We start from the raw sequence: 16,064 nt of genomic DNA, 5'->3' as shown, positions 1-16,064 counted from the left end.
GTGCGAGCAACCCCCGCGAGCGCGGGGCCGACCCGTTGCAGCAGCCCGACGGGCAGCGCTGACCGGAGCAACCCCCGCGAGCGCGGGGCCGACTGCTCGAAGGGCACCCGCAGGTGCTGGCCCGAGGAGCAACCCCCGCGAGCGCGGGGCCGACCCAGCGGTGCCGGCACATGGAAGGCCATGTGCCGAGCAACCCCCGCGAGCGCGGGGCCGACAGGGTGGGCGCCCTTCGCACTGCTAGCTCGGGGGAGCAACCCCCGCGAGCGCGGGGCCGACGAGACCCTGACCAACTCGCCGGGCGGCCCCGGGGAGCAACCCCCGCGAGCGCGGGGCCGACTGGCACTCGTCCATGACGACAAGTACCAACGGGGAGCAACCCCCGCGAGCGCGGGGCCGACCTCCCAGTCAGAGGCGCGGTGCAAACTCCGGTAGAGCAACCCCCGCGAGCGCGGGGCCGACCTGCAGGCCGTCAAGCAGGTCGCGGATGCCCTGGAGCAACCCCCGCGAGCGCGGGGCCGACGGATGGTCATCCGACTAATCCCTGTGGGGATGGGAGCAACCCCCGCGAGCGCGGGGCCGACGCCCAGCACTACGCCGAGAATCCACCGGCCTGGGAGCAACCCCCGCGAGCGCGGGGCCGACCGCGTCGATCAGCGGCACGGCATCCGACCGCTTGAGCAACCCCCGCGAGCGCGGGGCCGACCAAGGAGTTCCTGGGCTGCTGGTGATCAAAAAAGAGCAACCCCCGCGAGCGCGGGGCCGACTTCCTTGCGTCGGCGGTCGTCGGCTTCGCGCTGGAGCAACCCCCGCGAGCGCGGGGCCGACACTTCCTGACCTGCAGCGATTCTCCTCAGATGGCGCCGATTGATTCAGTTCGATTCGGTAGGCGGTCCATAGCAGATCTCCTGAATTATCGTCACATCTTCTTGCAGCCAAGCCAATTGTCAGTACCTCCCCCTAGGCTCCCGAAGCGTACTCGCACATGGAGGTTGGGACGATGACCGATGACCGCTGGCAGGGGTACCCGCCCGAGGTCAGGGGCTGGCTGGGCGTGTTGTGGGGGAAGTCGGCCGGGCGGGCCGGAGGGTCTGCCAACCTCCTGCTGTCGCACATGCTGGACACCGCGGCGGTGGCGGAGGTTGTCTGGGACCGCTACCTGCCGCCCGTGACAAAGCAGCGTCTGGACGCCGTCGCGGGCGGCCGGGAGAAGGGCCGGCGCCTTTTCTCCTGGCTGTGCGGGATCCACGACTACGGCAAGGCCGTCCCCGCCTTCCAACACATGGACTCCGACTTGGCGGACGCCGTTCGTGGATCCGGCCTGTCCTGGAACAAGTTCGCGGTGAAATCCGAGCGCTGGCGGCACGACAAGGCTGGCGGCCGCCTCCTGCGCGCGGCGCTTGCCAAGGCAGGGTGGGCGGAGGAGCAGGTCGACTGGGTCTGGCCGTTGGTCGCCGGCCACCACGGACGCTTCCCCACGCTCGGCCAGCTGCCTCCGAAGAAGGAGGACGTTCAGGGCAAGGGCCCGTCCTGGAAGTTGGCGCAGTCGGCGCTGGTTGAGGTGTTCTCCCGTGAGCTGGGCTTCGCGGGTGAGTCGCCGCTGGCCGCCGTCGAACCCGCCCGGGTGCCGGGCCGTGCGATGCAGCTCCAACTGTCCGGGTACGTGGTGATGGCGGACTGGATCGCCAGCGACGAGCGGCACTTCGCCGGGGTAACGGACCTCGCGAAGGTGACGATCGCCCAGGCGCGTCAGCGGGCCGCTGCGGCATGGTCGAGCCTCGGCTTGCGCGGCGGGTGGGGGGCGCTGCCGATTCCGGGCCCGGAGGCGTTCCGGGACCGCTTCGGTCACGGGACCCGCCCGTCGCAGGATCTGGTGCTGGATGTCGTGCGTCGGATGGGTGGGCCGGGGCTGGTGATCGTCGAGGCGCCGATGGGGGAGGGGAAGACGAAGGCCGCGCTGGCGGCGGCGGAGCTGTTGGCCGCCCGGTACGGCCTGGACGGGGTGTATCTGGGTATGCCGACCCAGGCGACCTCGGATCCGATGTTCACTCAGGTCCGGTCCTGGCTGCGCAACGTCGAGGAGGGGCTGGAGGACCAGGTCGCGCTGCTGCACGGCAAGCGGATGTTCAACAAGGAGTGGCGAGGCCTGCTGGAAGACGCGGGGGAGGGGAGCCAGGACGCCGACGCCCGCTACTCGACGGTGGACGAGTACGGCGTGCAGTCCGATTACTGCGACGGCTGCGAGGGCGGCGAGCGCAGGGCGCCTGCCGAGTGGTTCCTCGGCCGTCGGCGTGGCCTGTTGAGCCCGTTCGCGGTCGGCACGATCGATCAGCTCCTGTTTGCCGCGACGCGGACGAAGCATGTGATGCTGCGGATGGCCGGCCTGGTGGGCAAGGTCGTGGTCCTCGACGAGGTCCACGCGGCCGACGTCTACATGTCGCAGTTCCTGTTGGAGGGCCTGTGGTGGCTCGGGCAGGCCGGGGTGCCGGTGGTGTTGCTGTCGGCGACCCTGCCGCCCGAGCAACGGCGCCTGCTGGTTGCCGCCTACCTGGCCGGAACGCAGTCGGCGGAGGCCGCAGCGGCGCTGGAGGTTCCCGAGCCGCAGGGGTATCCGAGCGTGACGGCGGCCTGGCAGGGCCACGACGGGAAGCCGGAGATTCTGGTCGAGAGCACGGAATCCTGGCGTGACAACCTGCGGGTGCGGGTCGAGGTCCTCGATGAGCCGCCGACGCGGGCCGACTCCCGGACCGATTCCCACGCCGCAGAGAACGACGCGGGGCCGGCGGACACCGCCGTGGTCGACTACCTGAGGGAGCGGCTGGTCGACGGCGGATGCGTCCTGGTCATCCGCAACACGGTGGACCGCGCCCAATCCACCTTCGACGCCCTCCGTAAGGAGTTCGGCGCCGACGTCCGGCTCCTGCACGGACGCCTGCACACGGGCCATCGGGCCGACCGCACGCAGGAGGTGCTGAACCTCCTCGCCCCGCTGGCCGAGGGTGTCGAGCGTCCCAGCAGGCTGATCGTCGTGGCCACCCAGCTCGCGGAGCAGTCGTTCGACGTCGACGCCGATCTGCTGATCACCGACCTCGCCCCGATGGACCTCCTCCTCCAGCGCATCGGCCGCCTCCACCGCCACGACGGGGTGAAGCGTCCCGTCCTGCTGGAGCAGCCCACGGTCGTCGTCACCGGCATCAGCCTCGACAGCGACGGAGGCGCGCCGCACATGCTGCGCGCCTCCGAGGGGATCTACGGCCGTTACCTCCTGCTGCGCACTGCTGCTGAGGTGGAGCGGGTGACGGCCGGTGGGGGCACCTGGAGTATTCCCGGCCAGGTGCCGGACCTGGTCGCCCGGGTTTACGGGACGGACCCGGTCGTCCCGGAGGCGTGGGGTGAGGCCGAGACGCAGGCCCGGCGGGAGTGGGAGGAGCGGCAGGCCGAGCGTCGCGCGAAGGCTGCCGAGTACGTGCTGACCCGCGCCGGGGAGCACGGGTCTCCGACCCTGGCCGGCCTGCACTACGGTGGCCACGGCACCGTGGCCGAGGGGCAGTTCGAGGCGCTCGTCCGTGACGGGGACCGCAGTGTGGAGGTGGTCCTGGTGCGCGGCACCGAGGACGGCTTCCGGGCGGTGACGGGTCGCAGGCTCGGCCCGAACGGCGAGGTTGCGGCGGAGGTGGTGGACGACGTGCTCTGCGGCACGGTGCGCCTGCCCGCCAAGCTGACCGAGGCTGCCGAGCAGGCACTCGGTCCGCTGCCGGGCTGGAGGGACCATCCGTGGCTTCGCTACAGCCTCGCCCTCAAGCTCGACGAGCAGGGCGAGGCGTCGCTCGGAGACTTCCGGCTGCGCTACGACGAGGCGCTCGGACTCGTGGTGAGCGGCGGTCGCCCGTACCGGTAGAGCGCGTGGGCGGAACGGACACGATGCCGTCCCGCCCACGCGCACCCCTTGTCCCCGCGAACGCGGGGCCGACGTGCTCTCGGCCGGGAGCCGGAAACACGGCCAGGGGCCACCCCCGCGCAACGCCAACCCGCGGGGCCGAGGGGTCGAGGGGCAATCTAGGCATTCGCCCCACAACGGACCATCAGAGGTGCCACGCTTAGCCAACAGCGAGCTAAACATGGCCAGTTGGGAGAACAGCGCGTGCCTGGGTACAACCTTGTCGAGGAACCGTGGCTGACGGCGCGGCCCGTCGCCGGCGGGCCTCCCGTGGAGCTGGGGATCGCCGAGGCCCTGGCCCGGGCCCATGAGCTGGAGGGCCTTGTCGTCGAGTTCTCCACCCAGCTGCCGGCCGTCCTGCGCCAGGTCCTGCTGCCCGTCGTCGCCCACGCCACCGGCGCGCCCCAGACCCTCCGGGAGAAGGGCGACCGGCTCGCCCAGAAGGACGGGTTCACGCAGGACGAGCTGAACAGCCTCCGAACCTACCTCGAAGAGCACCGCGCGAAGTTCGACCTCTTCGACCCGGCCGCCCCGTTCGCGCAGGTCGCCGGGCTGCGGACGGCCAAGGACGAGACGAAGGGCTCCGCCGCTCTGGTCGCGACCGCCGCGAGCGGCAACAACGTCCCGCTGTTCGCCAGCCGTACGGACGCGGACCCGCTCGAGCTGACACCCGCCCAGGCCGCGCACTGGCTGGTGCACACCCACTGCTGGGACACCGCGGCGATCAAGACCGGTGTCGTCGGCGACCTCGAGGTCAAGGCGGGCAAGACGACGGGGAACCCGACCGGCCCGCTCGGCCAGCTCGGCGTCATCATCCCCACCGGGCGCACCCTGTACGAGACCCTCCTGCTGAACGTCCCGGTCACCCCGCCCGGCGCCCTCGGCGTCCCGCAATGGTTGCGGGCCCCCCACGGCCCGGCCTGGAAGCCGCGCTCCGCCGACGGCCTGCTCGACCTGTGGACCTGGCAGGCCCGGCGGGTCCGGCTCGTCCCGCACCAGGACGACGACGGCCGACTGAAGATCGCCCGGGTGGTCATCAGCGCCGGTGACCGGCTCACGGTCCTGCCCGTGCAGGAGCCGCACACCGCCTGGACGTTCACCGCTCCCGCCAAGAAGTCCGCGTCGGCCCTGCCCGAGCGCAGGCCGCGCCGGCACACCCAGGGCAAGGCCGCCTGGCGGGGCCTGGACGCCCTTCTCACCCCGACCCGGCAGGGCCCCGAAGGCGGCTTCGAGACCAGCGTTCTGCTGGACGAGGCCAGCGCCCTGCGGGAGCTCGACAGGCTCGACGCCGACTACCCGCTGCAGGTCGAGACCTTCGGCATGGTCTACGGCACCCAGTCCTCCGTCGTCGAGGACGTCATCCACGACGAGATCCCGCTGCCGCTGCTCGCTCTCCACCAGGACAGCGAAGCCCACGAGCTCCTCCTCGACGTGGCCGAGCAGGCGGAACAGCTCGCGAAGGCCGTCAACAACCTCTCCGCCGACCTGCGCCGGGCCGCCGGCACCGACCCCATCCCCTGGGACAAGGGCCAGCGCCCCGGCGACCTCCTCCTGCATACCCTCGACCCGCTGGTCCGCCGCCTGCTCGCCGGCGTCCGTGCCGCCGGCACCGACGGCGACGTCCTGGAGCGGGGCAGGTTCGCCTGGGAGGAACTCGCCAACCGCCGCGCGCGGGAGGCGGCGAACGAGCTCCTGCTGGCCGCCCCCGCCACCACCTTCCAGGGCCGCACCGCCGGCCCGGCAGGCAAGTCGGGCAAGCCGCAGACCTACAAGCTCGGCACCGCCGGTGCCGCGTTCCGGCGCCGGCTGGACGAGATCCTCCCCCGCTACGCCGAAGCCCTCCGGGAGGCGGCCGCCGCCCGGGCCGCCGAGACCGGACCCGACCCCGACCCAGTCCCTGGAGCGGACCTTGACGACTGAACACACCACCACCGCCAAGCGGCGCCCGTACTGGGACAAGATCACAGCCCCCGACCACACCTGGCGCCTCGACCCCCGTACCGGGCAGCCGCGCCGCCCGCCCGGCGAGGACCTCGCGGCCCTGCGCACCGGCCTGGGCCGTCCCGTCATGGACAGCCCCAAGATGTGGCCGCTCTACAGCTGCGAGGTCAACGACGTCCTCGCGCTGCGCGACGAGGTCTCCGACGAGCAGAAGGCCGAGCACGCCGCCCTCGCCCTCTACGGCCTGCACCAGCAGAGCCAGTCCACGCCGATGCACCGCCGCGGCATCAAGCTCGGCGAGGCCCTGCGCGCCCTGCGGCGCGACGGCAAGTTCAGTGAGGAGGCGCTCGACCGGAGGGTCGCGCAACTCGCCGGTGCCACCAGCGTGTCCGCGCTGCTGGTCCACCTGCGCGGCCTGATCACCCAGCTGCGAACCGTCGGGCAGCCGCTGGACTACAACCACCTGATGGCCGACATCCGGGCCTGGCACCACACCGACCGGCGCCCGGAGGTCCGCCTCAAGTGGGCCATCGGCTACCAGGCCTGGAAGGACAAGGCACCCGACGCTGACTGATCACCCCGCGAACACCGCTGACCCCGCATCCCAACACCGGTACCGACACCGACACCACCGAGGAGAAGCGCATGACCGACCGCCTCTACATCGACGTGCACATCTTGCAGACCGTCCCGCCGGCGAACCTCAACCGGGACGACAACGGCAACCCGAAGGAGGCCTACTTCGGCGGCAAGCGCCGCTCCCGGGTCTCCTCCCAGGCCTGGAAGCGCTCCACCCGCCTCCACTTCGCCGAGAGCCGCGACCCGCAGGACCTCGCCACCCGCACCAAGCGGATCGCCGCCCAGCTCGCCAAGGGCGTCGCCCAGCGCACCGGCATCACCGCCGAGGACGCGCAGCGGATCGCCGACGCGCTGATCAAGTCGACCGGCATCTCCGCGGGCAAGAAGGCGGGCGACACCGCCTACCTCCTCTTCTACGGGCGCCGCCAACTGGACGGCATCGTCGGCCTGGTCGCCGACACCGCCGCCGACCTCGCCACCCTCGACGCCAAGGCCCTGGAGGAGGCGGTCAAGGCCCTGCCGGTCAAGGAAGAGCTGCAGAACGGCCACCCGGCGGACGTGGCGCTGTTCGGCCGGATGGTCGCGGACATTCCCGGCCTGAACGTCGACGCCGCCACGCAGGTCGCGCACGCGATCTCCACCCACGCCACCGAGCTCGAGTTCGACTACTACACGGCGGTCGACGACGAGAACACCGCGGACGAGACCGGCGCCGGCATGATCGGCACGATCGGCTTCAACTCCGCCACCCTGTACCGCTACGCCACCGTCGGCCTGCACCAGCTGCGGGACAACCTCGGCGACGACAAGGCCGCCGTCGAGGCCGTCGACCTGTTCGTCGACTCCTTCGCCCGCTCCATGCCCACCGGCTACGGCAACTCCTTCGCCCACCGCACCCGCCCCAGCCTGGTCGCCGTCGTCGTACGCGCCGACCAGCCGGTGAACCTCGTATCCGCGTACGAGAACCCCGTCCCGGCGAGCCGGGGCATCGTCGCCGAGTCCGCGCGCCGCCTCGCCGGGGAGTTCGCCACCGCCACCGAGCAGTGGGGCGACGCCCCGCTGTACGTCGGCATCTGCCACACCCTCGGTGCCGACGCCGACGAGACCGAGCACAAGCTGGCCGAGGCCTTCGGCGCGAACCGCACCTTCCCCGAGCTGCGCGACGCCCTGCGCACCGTCCTCACCGAGCGGATGAACGACAACTGATGCCCGCCGACCCCACCCCCGCACCGGACCCGCGGGACGAGGAGCAGGCGGTCCTCGTGCTGCGCCTCGCAGGCCCCCTCCAGTCCTGGGGCGACCGCAGCGCCTTCAACCGCCGCGACAGCCGGCCCCAGCCGACCAAGTCCGGTGTCATCGGTCTGCTCGCCGCCGCCGCAGGCCGCCCGCGCGAGGCGGACATCAAGGACCTGGTCGGCCTGCGCCTGGGCGTGCGCATCGACCAGCCCGGAACGCTGCTGCGCGACTACCACACCGTCAGCGACTACCGGGGCAGGCCGCTGCCGCAGGCCGGCGTCAACGCCAAGGGTGTCCAGAAGCCGACCTCCCCGGCCAAGGACACCCACGTCACCCACCGCTACTACCTTCAGGACGCGGTGTTCGTCGCCGCCGTCCAAGGCCCGGCCGCCCTCGTCACGGCGCTCGCCGAGGCGATCCGCCGCCCCGCCTTCCCGCTCGCTCTCGGCCGGCGCTCCTGCGTCCCCACCCAGCCGATCGCCCTCGGCGAGGTACGCGACGGCACTCTGGAGGACGTCCTGGCCGAGGAGCCCTGGCAGGCCGGCAAGGCCGCCAAGCAGGCCTACCGTCGGCGGGCCGAGCAGGGGGCCGAGCCGTTCTCCCCCCACCGGATCGACCTGGCCGCGACCTTCGACGACCCGTCGGGCGACGACACCCTCCAGGACGTCCCGCGCTCCTTCGACCCCCGCGAACGCGGCTTCTCCACCCGGCGGATCCGCCACGCCTGGCTCGACGTCCCCACCGGCCTGGCCCCATCCGCCACGACCACGCAACCGGCCGCAGCCGCCGGCGGCCACGACCCGTTCGCCCTGCTGGGCTGGTGACCCGATGACCTACCTCTCCCGCGTCCGCATCAACCCGCTGCGCGCCGCCAGCCGCAACCTGCTCGCCAACCCCCGCGCCCTGCACGGCGCCGTCACGGCCGGCATCCCCGACACCGCCCCCGGCGACCGAATCCTGTGGCGCCTGGACGCCGACCACCCGCGCCGCCCGATGCTGCTGGTCCTCACCCCCTCCAAGCCCGACTGGACCCACATCGTCGAACAGGCCGGCTGGCCCGACGCCGAAGGCGAGCACTACGCGATCCGCGACTACACCCCGCTGCTCGCCCAGCTCGCCGTTGGCCGGGAGTTCGCCTTCCGGCTCAAGGCCAGCCCCGTCCAGAACACCTCCAAGCCCGAGAAGGCGAGCGCACACCACACCAAGACCGCCGCCGAACTCCACCACCGCTCCTACCGCATGGCCCACCGCACCGCCGCCCAGCAGCTCACCTGGTTCCTGGACCGCACCGACCGCTGGGGCTTCACCGTCCCCGCAGCACGCACCGACGAGCCGGCACCCGGCCTCGAACCGTCAGCCTCCGACACCCCGGCTGACGCACGGCCCGCCCGGGAGGTGAGGATCACCGACCGCAGCCGCAGCACCTTCACCAAGCCCGGCACCCGCACCCCGGTCACCCTCACCACCGCCACCTTCGAAGGCCACCTGCGCATCACCGACCCGGGCCTCCTGCAGGCCGCCCTCCTCGGCGGCATCGGCCCCTCCAAGGCCTACGGCTGCGGCCTGCTCACCCTCGCCCCGCTGCCCACCGGAGCCCGCTGACCGATGGCCGACATCTGGTGGAAAGCCCACCCCCACGACCTGCACCGCCTCGCCGACCGCGTCTCAAGCGTCTACGTCGAGCGCAGCCACATCGACCGCGACGAGAACGCCGTCGTCGTCATCAACAAACGCGAAACCGTCCGCGTCCCGGCCGCCATGGTCGCCGTGATGCTGCTCGGCCCGGGCACCCGCATCACCCACGGTGCCGTCAACCTCCTCGCCGACTCCGGCACCACCGTGTGCTGGGTCGGCGAGCAGGGCGTACGCATGTACGCCGCCGGCCTCGGCCCCAGCCGCGGCGCGGGCCTGCTCAACCGACAGGCCTGGCTGGTCAGCCGCACGAAGGAACGCCTGGCCGTCGCACGGAACATGTACCGCATGCGGTTCCCCGGCGAAGACGTCAGCACCGCCACCATGCAGCAGCTGCGCGGCCGCGAGGGCGCCCGCATCCGCAAGCTCTACCAGGCCGAATCGCGGCGAACCGGCGTCCCCTGGAACGGCCGAGTCTACAAGGCAGGCGACGCGTACGCCGCGGGCGACGACCTCAACCGGCTGCTGTCGGCGGCCAACGCCGCCCTGTACGGGATCTGCCACGCCGTCATCACCGGGCTGGGCGCCAGCCCGGGGCTCGGCTTCGTCCACACCGGCCTGGCGACCTCGTTCGTCCTCGACATCGCCGACCTCTACAAGGCCGAGTACACCATCCCCCTCGCCTTCGAGCTCGCCCAACAGGGCCACACCGAGGAACGCGACGCCCGCCTCGGCCTACGCGACCGCATCGCCCAGGACAAGCTGCTGGGCCGCATCGTCCACGACGTCAAGGCACTCCTCAGCCCGGACGGCACCGAGATGCCCGACGTCGAGGTCAACGAACTCTGGGACGAACGCGTCGGGACGGTCCAAGGCGGCGTCAACTGGTCCGGCACCGAAGGCCCGTCGGTGCCCGCCGCCTCCGACCCCGGCATGGGAGACGAACACCTGGCCATCATCGGACCGGAGTTCACCGAGGACACGAGCAGCCCATGACCGTCATCATCCTCATCGCAGCCCCCGAAGGCCTCCGCGGACACCTCACCCGCTGGATGGTCGAGGTCAACGCCGGCGTCTTCGTCGGCACCCCCAGCCGCCGCATCCGCGACCGCCTCTGGGACCTCCTCGCCACCCGCATCGGCGACGGCCAAGCCGTCCTCGTCGAACCCGCCAGCAACGAACAGGGCTGGACCGTCCGCACTGCCGGCAAGGACCGCTGGAAGCCCGTTGACTTCGACGGACTGATCCTCTCGGCCCGCTCCCGCCGGTAAACCCACAGGTCACGAAGCGTCGGCCCCGCACGTCACGAAGCGTCGGCCCCGCACGCGCGGGGATAGCTCCGACCGCGGCACCCCCCGCGAGGAACTGCCCGAGTCGGCCCCGCACGCGCGGGGATAGCTCCGACCCGGCCGACAGCGCCGAGGCGTTCACCAAGTCGGCCCCGCACGCGCGGGGATAGCTCCGACTTCGGCGAGGAATTCGGCCCGGCGCGGGAGTCGGCCCCGCACTCGCGGGGCCGATGCCCTGATCTTTACCTGCGCCAACGTCACGCTGGAGCAACCTCCGCGAGCGCGGGGCCGATACGCCGCCGTCCAGGAACCGCTCCGACAACGGGGAGCAATCCCCGCGAGCGCGGGGCCGACCTCACCACCGCCACCGTGTACGAGCGAGACGAGGAGCGATCCCCGCGAGCGCGGGGCCGACCTCACCACCGCCACCGTGTACGAGCGAGACGAGGAGCGATCCCCGCGAGCGCGGGGCCGACGACTCGTACGCGATCTGGAAGATGTCATCCGCGGAGCAATCCCCGCGAGCGCGGGGCCGACGATGGTCTGACGGGAGCAGACCAGCAACATCCGGAGCAATCCCCGCGAGCGCGGGGCCGACCCCACCGCGACGTTCACCGCACTGCGCCACGGGGAGCAATCCCCGCGAGCGCGGGGCCGACGAGGCGCCGCCCGGGGAGAAGCGCGCCGCTGCGGAGCAATCCCCGCGAGCGCGGGGCCGACGGGCGGGATGGCGTGGTCGACCGCACGGGCGAGGAGCAATCCCCGCGAGCGCGGGGCCGACCTGCGCGACGCCCAGGACCCCCGCCGCTGGTCGGAGCAATCCCCGCGAGCGCGGGGCCGACGTACCCATGGCCGGCGGCTGCGTCGCATTCGCGGAGCAATCCCCGCGAGCGCGGGGCCGACATGATCGCCTCGATGTCCAGCCCGGGCGACTGGGAGCAATCCCCGCGAGCGCGGGGCCGACGCCCCCGGCCCCGGTGAGACGCTGCACCGGGGAGAGCAATCCCCGCGAGCGCGGGGCCGACGCCCCCGGCCCCGGTGAGACGCTGCACCGGGGAGAGCAATCCCCGCGAGCGCGGGGCCGACGTTGCCGAGGGCGTCCTCGAACGGGCCGGTGGAGAGCAATCCCCGCGAGCGCGGGGCCGACCATGTTGGCCATGCCCAGATCATCGCAGGGTGGGAGCAATCCCCGCGAGCGCGGGGCCGACCCAGCCCCTCATCGGACGGTCGTTTTGGCACAGGAGCAATCCCCGCGAGCGCGGGGCCGACTGCGTCCAGGACTGCCCCCATGGCTTGGGTCCGGAGCAATCCCCGCGAGCGCGGGGCCGACGAGCACCACCAGGAGCACGTCGACCCCGACGAGGAGCAATCCCCGCGAGCGCGGGGCCGACCGCGAGGCGCTCGCGCTCCAGACGCTCCTGGTGGAGCAATCCCCGCGAGCGCGGGGCCGACGTGTGCGATCAGCACAGCACCAGCTGCTTCGGGGAGCAATCCCCGCGAGCGCGGGGCCGACACTTTCTGACCTGCGGTGATTCGGCTCAGTGGGCGCCGGTTGATTCAGTTCGATTCGATTGGCTGTCCGCGGCAGGGACCGACAGGCAGGCGGCCAACCGCCGTACCGCTACCGGATGGTGGGCTGTCCCGGTGGTGGGCGCGCGCTTGAACATACCCGTGATCCGGCACATCAGGGGATCTGGGCTTCTATGTCGGCGAGTTGGGCGGCGAGGATCTCCTCGAACGCTGCGCGGCGGTCCGCTCCGAGGGGGCGGATGTCGCGGGCGAAGTGGGCCAGGGCGGGGAAGCGCTCGGGGTCGGCGCCGAGTACCGCTACGCGGAACTGCTCCATGGCCTGTTCGTATTCCGTGGGGGTGATGGTGCTGACGCCGGCCTCGGAGGCGATCAGCGAGGCGAGGAGGATCACGGTGCGGTGGTATCGCACCGGGATCTGTTCTTCGGGCAGGCCGGACGCGCGGAGGGCCTGCAGCAGTTCCTCCATGACCAGTCGGGATCCGGTGCCGCCGGACGCGTAGCGTCCCCACACCGTGGCGAGTTGGGGTTGTTCGCCGAAGGCCTCCCGCAGGCGCAGGGCCAGGGCGGTGATGCGCTGCTTCCAGTCGCCCTCGGGGTGGTAGCCGTCCATGGCGGCCAGCAGGATCCGGTCGGCGACCGCGCGCAGCAGTTCGGTCTTGTTGCGGAAGTGCCGGTAGAGGCTGGAGGAGTCGGTCCCGAGCGCTGCGGCGAGTTTGCGCACGCTGAACGACTCGGCGTCGCCCGTGCGTAGCAGCTCCGCCGCCGTGTCGAGGATCTCCTCGGTCGACCATCGCCTTCGGCCGGTCATCTCGCCCCTTCCGTCCGGGCTCAGCCTAGCCCATGCACTTGCTGTTGCACGCACCGCGTGCATACTGGGGGCAACGCTGTCCGAACGCACTGACATGCCCGGCATCCGGCCGGGAGGGGAGACGGAGAGATGAGCGACGACACTGCCGCGACGCGACCACCGGAGCTGGACTTCTCGGCGATCACGGCCGAGGAACTGCGCACCTACCGCGACGCGGAGAACCGATTCCGGGCCCCCGGCGCAGCGCGGTCGATCCTCGGGGAACCGGACACCGGCGCCGCGATCGACTGGCGGGAGATCGCGCTGCCCGGCCGCGACTTACCGGTCCGGGTCTACCGGCCGGCGCCGACCGAAGACGACGGAACAACTGCCCAAGCCGACCTGCCACTCGTGGTCCACGTCCACGGGGGCGGCTTCGTGGGCACGGCGGTCCAGTGCGACTGGACCAACAGCTACCTCGCCGCCCGACTGCCCGCGCTCGTCGTCTCCGTCGAGCACCGCCTCCTCGCCCCCGGCAGTCCGCTCGCGAACGCGGCCGACGACGGCTGGGACGTACTCGACCACGTGGTGCGGCATGCCGCACGGTGGGGCGTCGACCCGGCGCGCACGGCCGTCTTCGGTGAGAGCTGCGGCGCACTGATCACCGCGCTGACGGCCATCCGCGCCAGAGAGGCAGGCCTGGAGCTCAAGGCGCAGGTGCTGGTCAACCCCGTGGTCGACGTGACCGAGACGATGGTCGACCACCCCTCGATCGCCGAGTACGCGTACAGCCCGACCCGGGCCCTGCCGCAACTGCGGTTCGTCCAGCGGCTTGCCGTACCGCCGGGAGCCGACGCCGGCGCGGTCTCGCCCCTCTACGCGGACGACCTGAGCGGACTGGCCCCGGCCCTCGTGGTGGTGCCCACCCAGGACGCGGTCGCCGACCACGGCCGCCGCTACGCCGAGCGGCTGCGCGCGGCCGGCACGCCCGCGCGCCTCTCCGAATACCCGGGCGCGAAGCACGCGTTCCTCACCCTGCCCGGCCTGGAACCGCAGGCCGAGGCCGCCCAGGCGGAGATCCTCCGGTTCCTCCGCGCGGCCCTGGCGACGTGACGTCGGAACGACGCTCTCCACCCATGGACCTGCCGGCCCAGCGGTCTCCCGGCGCGGCCTCGGCTTCATGAGTACGACGGGGTACCGACGGCCCCATCAACTCGTACGAGGCTGCGGTCCCTCCGCGGTAGGCCCTCGATGGGCATCGCCACGTTGAGCAACCCCCGCGAGCGCGGGGCCGATGCATCCCTACGACACGCCTGTGCGCGCGGCGAGTTCGCGTACGCCGGCTACCGTCACCGGTGCATACAGCAGGTCCGCCGTCAGCGCCCGCAGGGCGGGGCGGCGGACCTGCTCCGGCGCCATCTGCTCCGTGAACAGCAGGGCCACGAACATCGTGCCGGGGGTGGCGCTTCCGTTTCCGAACGGCGGCCAGTAGAAGCTGCACGGGGCCGATGCGATGGGTGCCGGTCGTGGTCGGTTCGCGCCCCGACGGTCGATGCCGTCTCGGCCGGATGCTGTCGCGGCCGCACCCGGCGTGATCGTGCCTGACGTGAGAGAGGCCGGGATCGGTGTGAGACTGGGCACGGAAGGGGTGATCCCGTGTCGGACCCACCGTACGAGTCCGTCGGCCCCGACACCGCCGTCGACGAGAGTCGGCTGGAGGAGCTGATCGTCGAGGCGCAGACGGCCTTGCCGGTCGAACTGCCCGCTCTGGCGAACCGGTGCGCCGCAGCCCTGGGCATGGACACCGCGTCGATCTACCTCGTCGACCTGCAGCAGCGGCTGCTCGTCCCACTCGACGAGGCCTTGGAACGGGTGCCGGTGGACCGCTCGCCGGCCGGCTGGGCGTACCGCAGGGTCTCCCCGCAGGTGGCAGCCGACGGCGGCGGCATGATCGTCTGGATGCCGCTGGTCGACGGTGCGGAGCGGCTGGGCGTGCTGGCGGTGCGGACCGCCGTGCTCGACGGCGTGCGGATGCGCCGCAGCCGGATGCTGGCCCATCTGTTCGCCATGCTGATCACCTCCAAGCGCACCTACAGCGACTGGCTCGCCTCCCTCACCCGCACCACGACCATGGGGTTGCCCGCCGAGATGCTTCGGGCCTTCCTGCCGCCCCACACCGTCGGCAGCAGCCGGTGCGTCTCGACCGCGGTCCTGGAACCGGCGTACGACGTCGCCGGCGATGCCTTCGACCACTCGGTGATCAAGAACGTGCTGCACACCATGATCCTCGACTCCATGGGTCACGATTTGACCTCCGGCCTGACCACGTCGGTCGCCATGGCGGCGGCGCGTAACGCCCGCCGTGCCGGCCGCATCCCGGTCGACGTCGTCGGTTCCGTGGACCAGGCGCTCGCCCGATGGCTGCCCGACCACTTCTGCACCGGCGTGCTGTGCAGGCTCGACGCGGAGACCGGGGTGCTGCACTGGATCAACTGCGGTCACCCTGCGCCACTGCTGATCCGTGCCGACCGGGTGTTGCACGGAGCGCTGGACAGCCCCCCGCAGCCTCCGATCGGCCTGGCCGGCCAACTCGTCCCGGGAGTCCGACAGGTCCACGAGACGACGCTGGAACCGGGCGACCGTGTCCTGCTCTACACCGACGGCGTCGTGGAGGCACGCGACGTGGACGGTGCGGAGTTCGGCCTCGACCAGTTCACCGACTTCATCATCCGCTCCTCCGCCGCCGGCCAGCGCCCGGCCGAGGTGCTGCGGCTGCTCATCCACGCCATCCTCGACCACCAGCGCGACCGACTGCGGGACGACGCGACCATCCTGATCTTCGAATGGCGCCCGCAGCACCCGTGACGCGCTCTTGCCCCTACCCTCTGCCGCCCGTCCGCCCGTCCGCCCGTCCGCCCGTCCGCCCGTCCGCCCGCCACCGCGCAGCGTTACCCCTCGTACCCGGTACGGGAGGGACCGGTCCGCCTGGAGCTCAGGTACGGCACCACCGGCCGCCCGGAGCACCGCTACCGGACGACCTGGCAGTACACCCCGGACGGCTCCGGGGCACCAACCTGCCGGCGGTTCGTTCGGCTCTCCAGCGGATTCGGGCGTGCGCACCACCGGTGTGGGTGGC

General features: G+C 72.1%; 12 protein-coding genes, 1 pseudogene and 2 CRISPR repeat arrays (1 of these 15 cut by a window edge). Of the genes and pseudogenes, 11 read left to right on the top strand and 2 right to left on the bottom strand.

All coding sequences use genetic code 11. The features are described 5' to 3' along the window. Positions 1–825: a CRISPR direct-repeat array (repeat unit 28 nt; unit sequence GAGCAACCCCCGCGAGCGCGGGGCCGAC) (it extends 479 nt beyond the left edge of the window). A gap of 172 nt (positions 826–997) precedes the next feature. The 8 genes from cas3 (at position 998) to cas2e (ending at position 10,593) form a co-directional block, all read left to right on the top strand. Further along, complete coding sequence (gene cas3, locus ACGF0D_RS01125) at positions 998–3,895, top strand: CRISPR-associated helicase Cas3' (protein WP_392913474.1); 2,898 nt, start codon at positions 998–1,000, stop codon at positions 3,893–3,895. Positions 3,896–4,138: 243 nt separating this feature from the next. Then, positions 4,139–5,854: a type I-E CRISPR-associated protein Cse1/CasA gene (gene casA / locus ACGF0D_RS01120; RefSeq protein WP_392913472.1), complete on the top strand. Its 1,716-nt coding sequence runs from the start codon at positions 4,139–4,141 to the stop codon at positions 5,852–5,854. Continuing rightward, positions 5,844–6,449, top strand: coding sequence for a type I-E CRISPR-associated protein Cse2/CasB (gene casB / locus ACGF0D_RS01115; protein ID WP_392913470.1), 606 nt, complete (start codon positions 5,844–5,846; stop codon positions 6,447–6,449). Before casA ends, casB begins: the two co-directional genes overlap by 11 nt. A 71-nt stretch (positions 6,450–6,520) precedes the next feature. Beyond that, on the top strand, positions 6,521–7,660 hold the full coding sequence (gene cas7e, locus ACGF0D_RS01110) for a type I-E CRISPR-associated protein Cas7/Cse4/CasC (protein ID WP_392913468.1): 1,140 nt from the start codon (positions 6,521–6,523) through the stop codon (positions 7,658–7,660). Next, complete coding sequence (cas5e, locus tag ACGF0D_RS01105) at positions 7,660–8,514, top strand: type I-E CRISPR-associated protein Cas5/CasD (RefSeq protein ID WP_392913466.1); 855 nt, start codon at positions 7,660–7,662, stop codon at positions 8,512–8,514. Before cas7e ends, cas5e begins: the two co-directional genes overlap by 1 nt. Before the next feature lie 4 nt (positions 8,515–8,518). Then, positions 8,519–9,292: a type I-E CRISPR-associated protein Cas6/Cse3/CasE gene (cas6e, locus tag ACGF0D_RS01100; RefSeq protein ID WP_392913464.1), complete on the top strand. Its 774-nt coding sequence runs from the start codon at positions 8,519–8,521 to the stop codon at positions 9,290–9,292. A 3-nt stretch (positions 9,293–9,295) separates the two neighbouring features. Continuing rightward, positions 9,296–10,318, top strand: a complete 1,023-nt coding sequence (cas1e, locus tag ACGF0D_RS01095) for a type I-E CRISPR-associated endonuclease Cas1e (RefSeq protein ID WP_392913462.1) — start codon at positions 9,296–9,298, stop codon at positions 10,316–10,318. Further along, positions 10,315–10,593: a type I-E CRISPR-associated endoribonuclease Cas2e gene (gene cas2e / locus ACGF0D_RS01090; RefSeq protein WP_392913460.1), complete on the top strand. Its 279-nt coding sequence runs from the start codon at positions 10,315–10,317 to the stop codon at positions 10,591–10,593. Before cas1e ends, cas2e begins: the two co-directional genes overlap by 4 nt. Before the next feature lie 38 nt (positions 10,594–10,631). Then, positions 10,632–12,124: direct repeats of the CRISPR family, unit length 28 nt; unit sequence GAGCAATCCCCGCGAGCGCGGGGCCGAC. 171 nt (positions 12,125–12,295) lie between these two features. Here cas2e and ACGF0D_RS01085 read toward each other — a convergent pair. Then, positions 12,296–12,949, bottom strand: a complete 654-nt coding sequence (locus ACGF0D_RS01085) for a TetR/AcrR family transcriptional regulator (RefSeq protein ID WP_392913459.1) — start codon at positions 12,947–12,949, stop codon at positions 12,296–12,298. 129 nt (positions 12,950–13,078) lie between these two features. Between ACGF0D_RS01085 and ACGF0D_RS01080 the strand changes: the two genes are divergently transcribed. Continuing rightward, a complete protein-coding gene (locus ACGF0D_RS01080) occupies positions 13,079–14,041 on the top strand; it encodes an alpha/beta hydrolase (protein ID WP_392913457.1) in 963 nt (320 codons plus the stop codon). A 189-nt stretch (positions 14,042–14,230) separates the two neighbouring features. On the opposite strand, the gene ACGF0D_RS01075 is transcribed toward ACGF0D_RS01080, so the two are convergent. Then, positions 14,231–14,377, bottom strand: coding sequence for a hypothetical protein (locus ACGF0D_RS01075; RefSeq protein WP_392913455.1), 147 nt, complete (start codon positions 14,375–14,377; stop codon positions 14,231–14,233). A 207-nt stretch (positions 14,378–14,584) separates the two neighbouring features. Here ACGF0D_RS01075 and ACGF0D_RS01070 point away from each other — a divergent pair, with 207 nt between their 5' ends. Both ACGF0D_RS01070 and ACGF0D_RS01065 read left to right on the top strand, forming a co-directional pair. Further along, a complete protein-coding gene (locus ACGF0D_RS01070; protein WP_392913453.1) occupies positions 14,585–15,793 on the top strand; it encodes a PP2C family protein-serine/threonine phosphatase in 1,209 nt (402 codons plus the stop codon). Between the two features lie 72 nt (positions 15,794–15,865). Then, positions 15,866–15,958 (top strand): annotated as a pseudogene (locus tag ACGF0D_RS01065) (two-component system response regulator); the annotation flags it as partial. Positions 15,959–16,064: the final 106 nt, after the last annotated feature.

This window comes from Kitasatospora sp. NPDC048298 (genome assembly GCF_043201465.1).
GTDB lineage: Bacteria > Actinomycetota > Actinomycetes > Streptomycetales > Streptomycetaceae > Kitasatospora.
The sequence above is the reverse complement of the archived record's forward strand: the minus strand, read 5'-3'. Positions and strand labels throughout refer to the sequence as shown.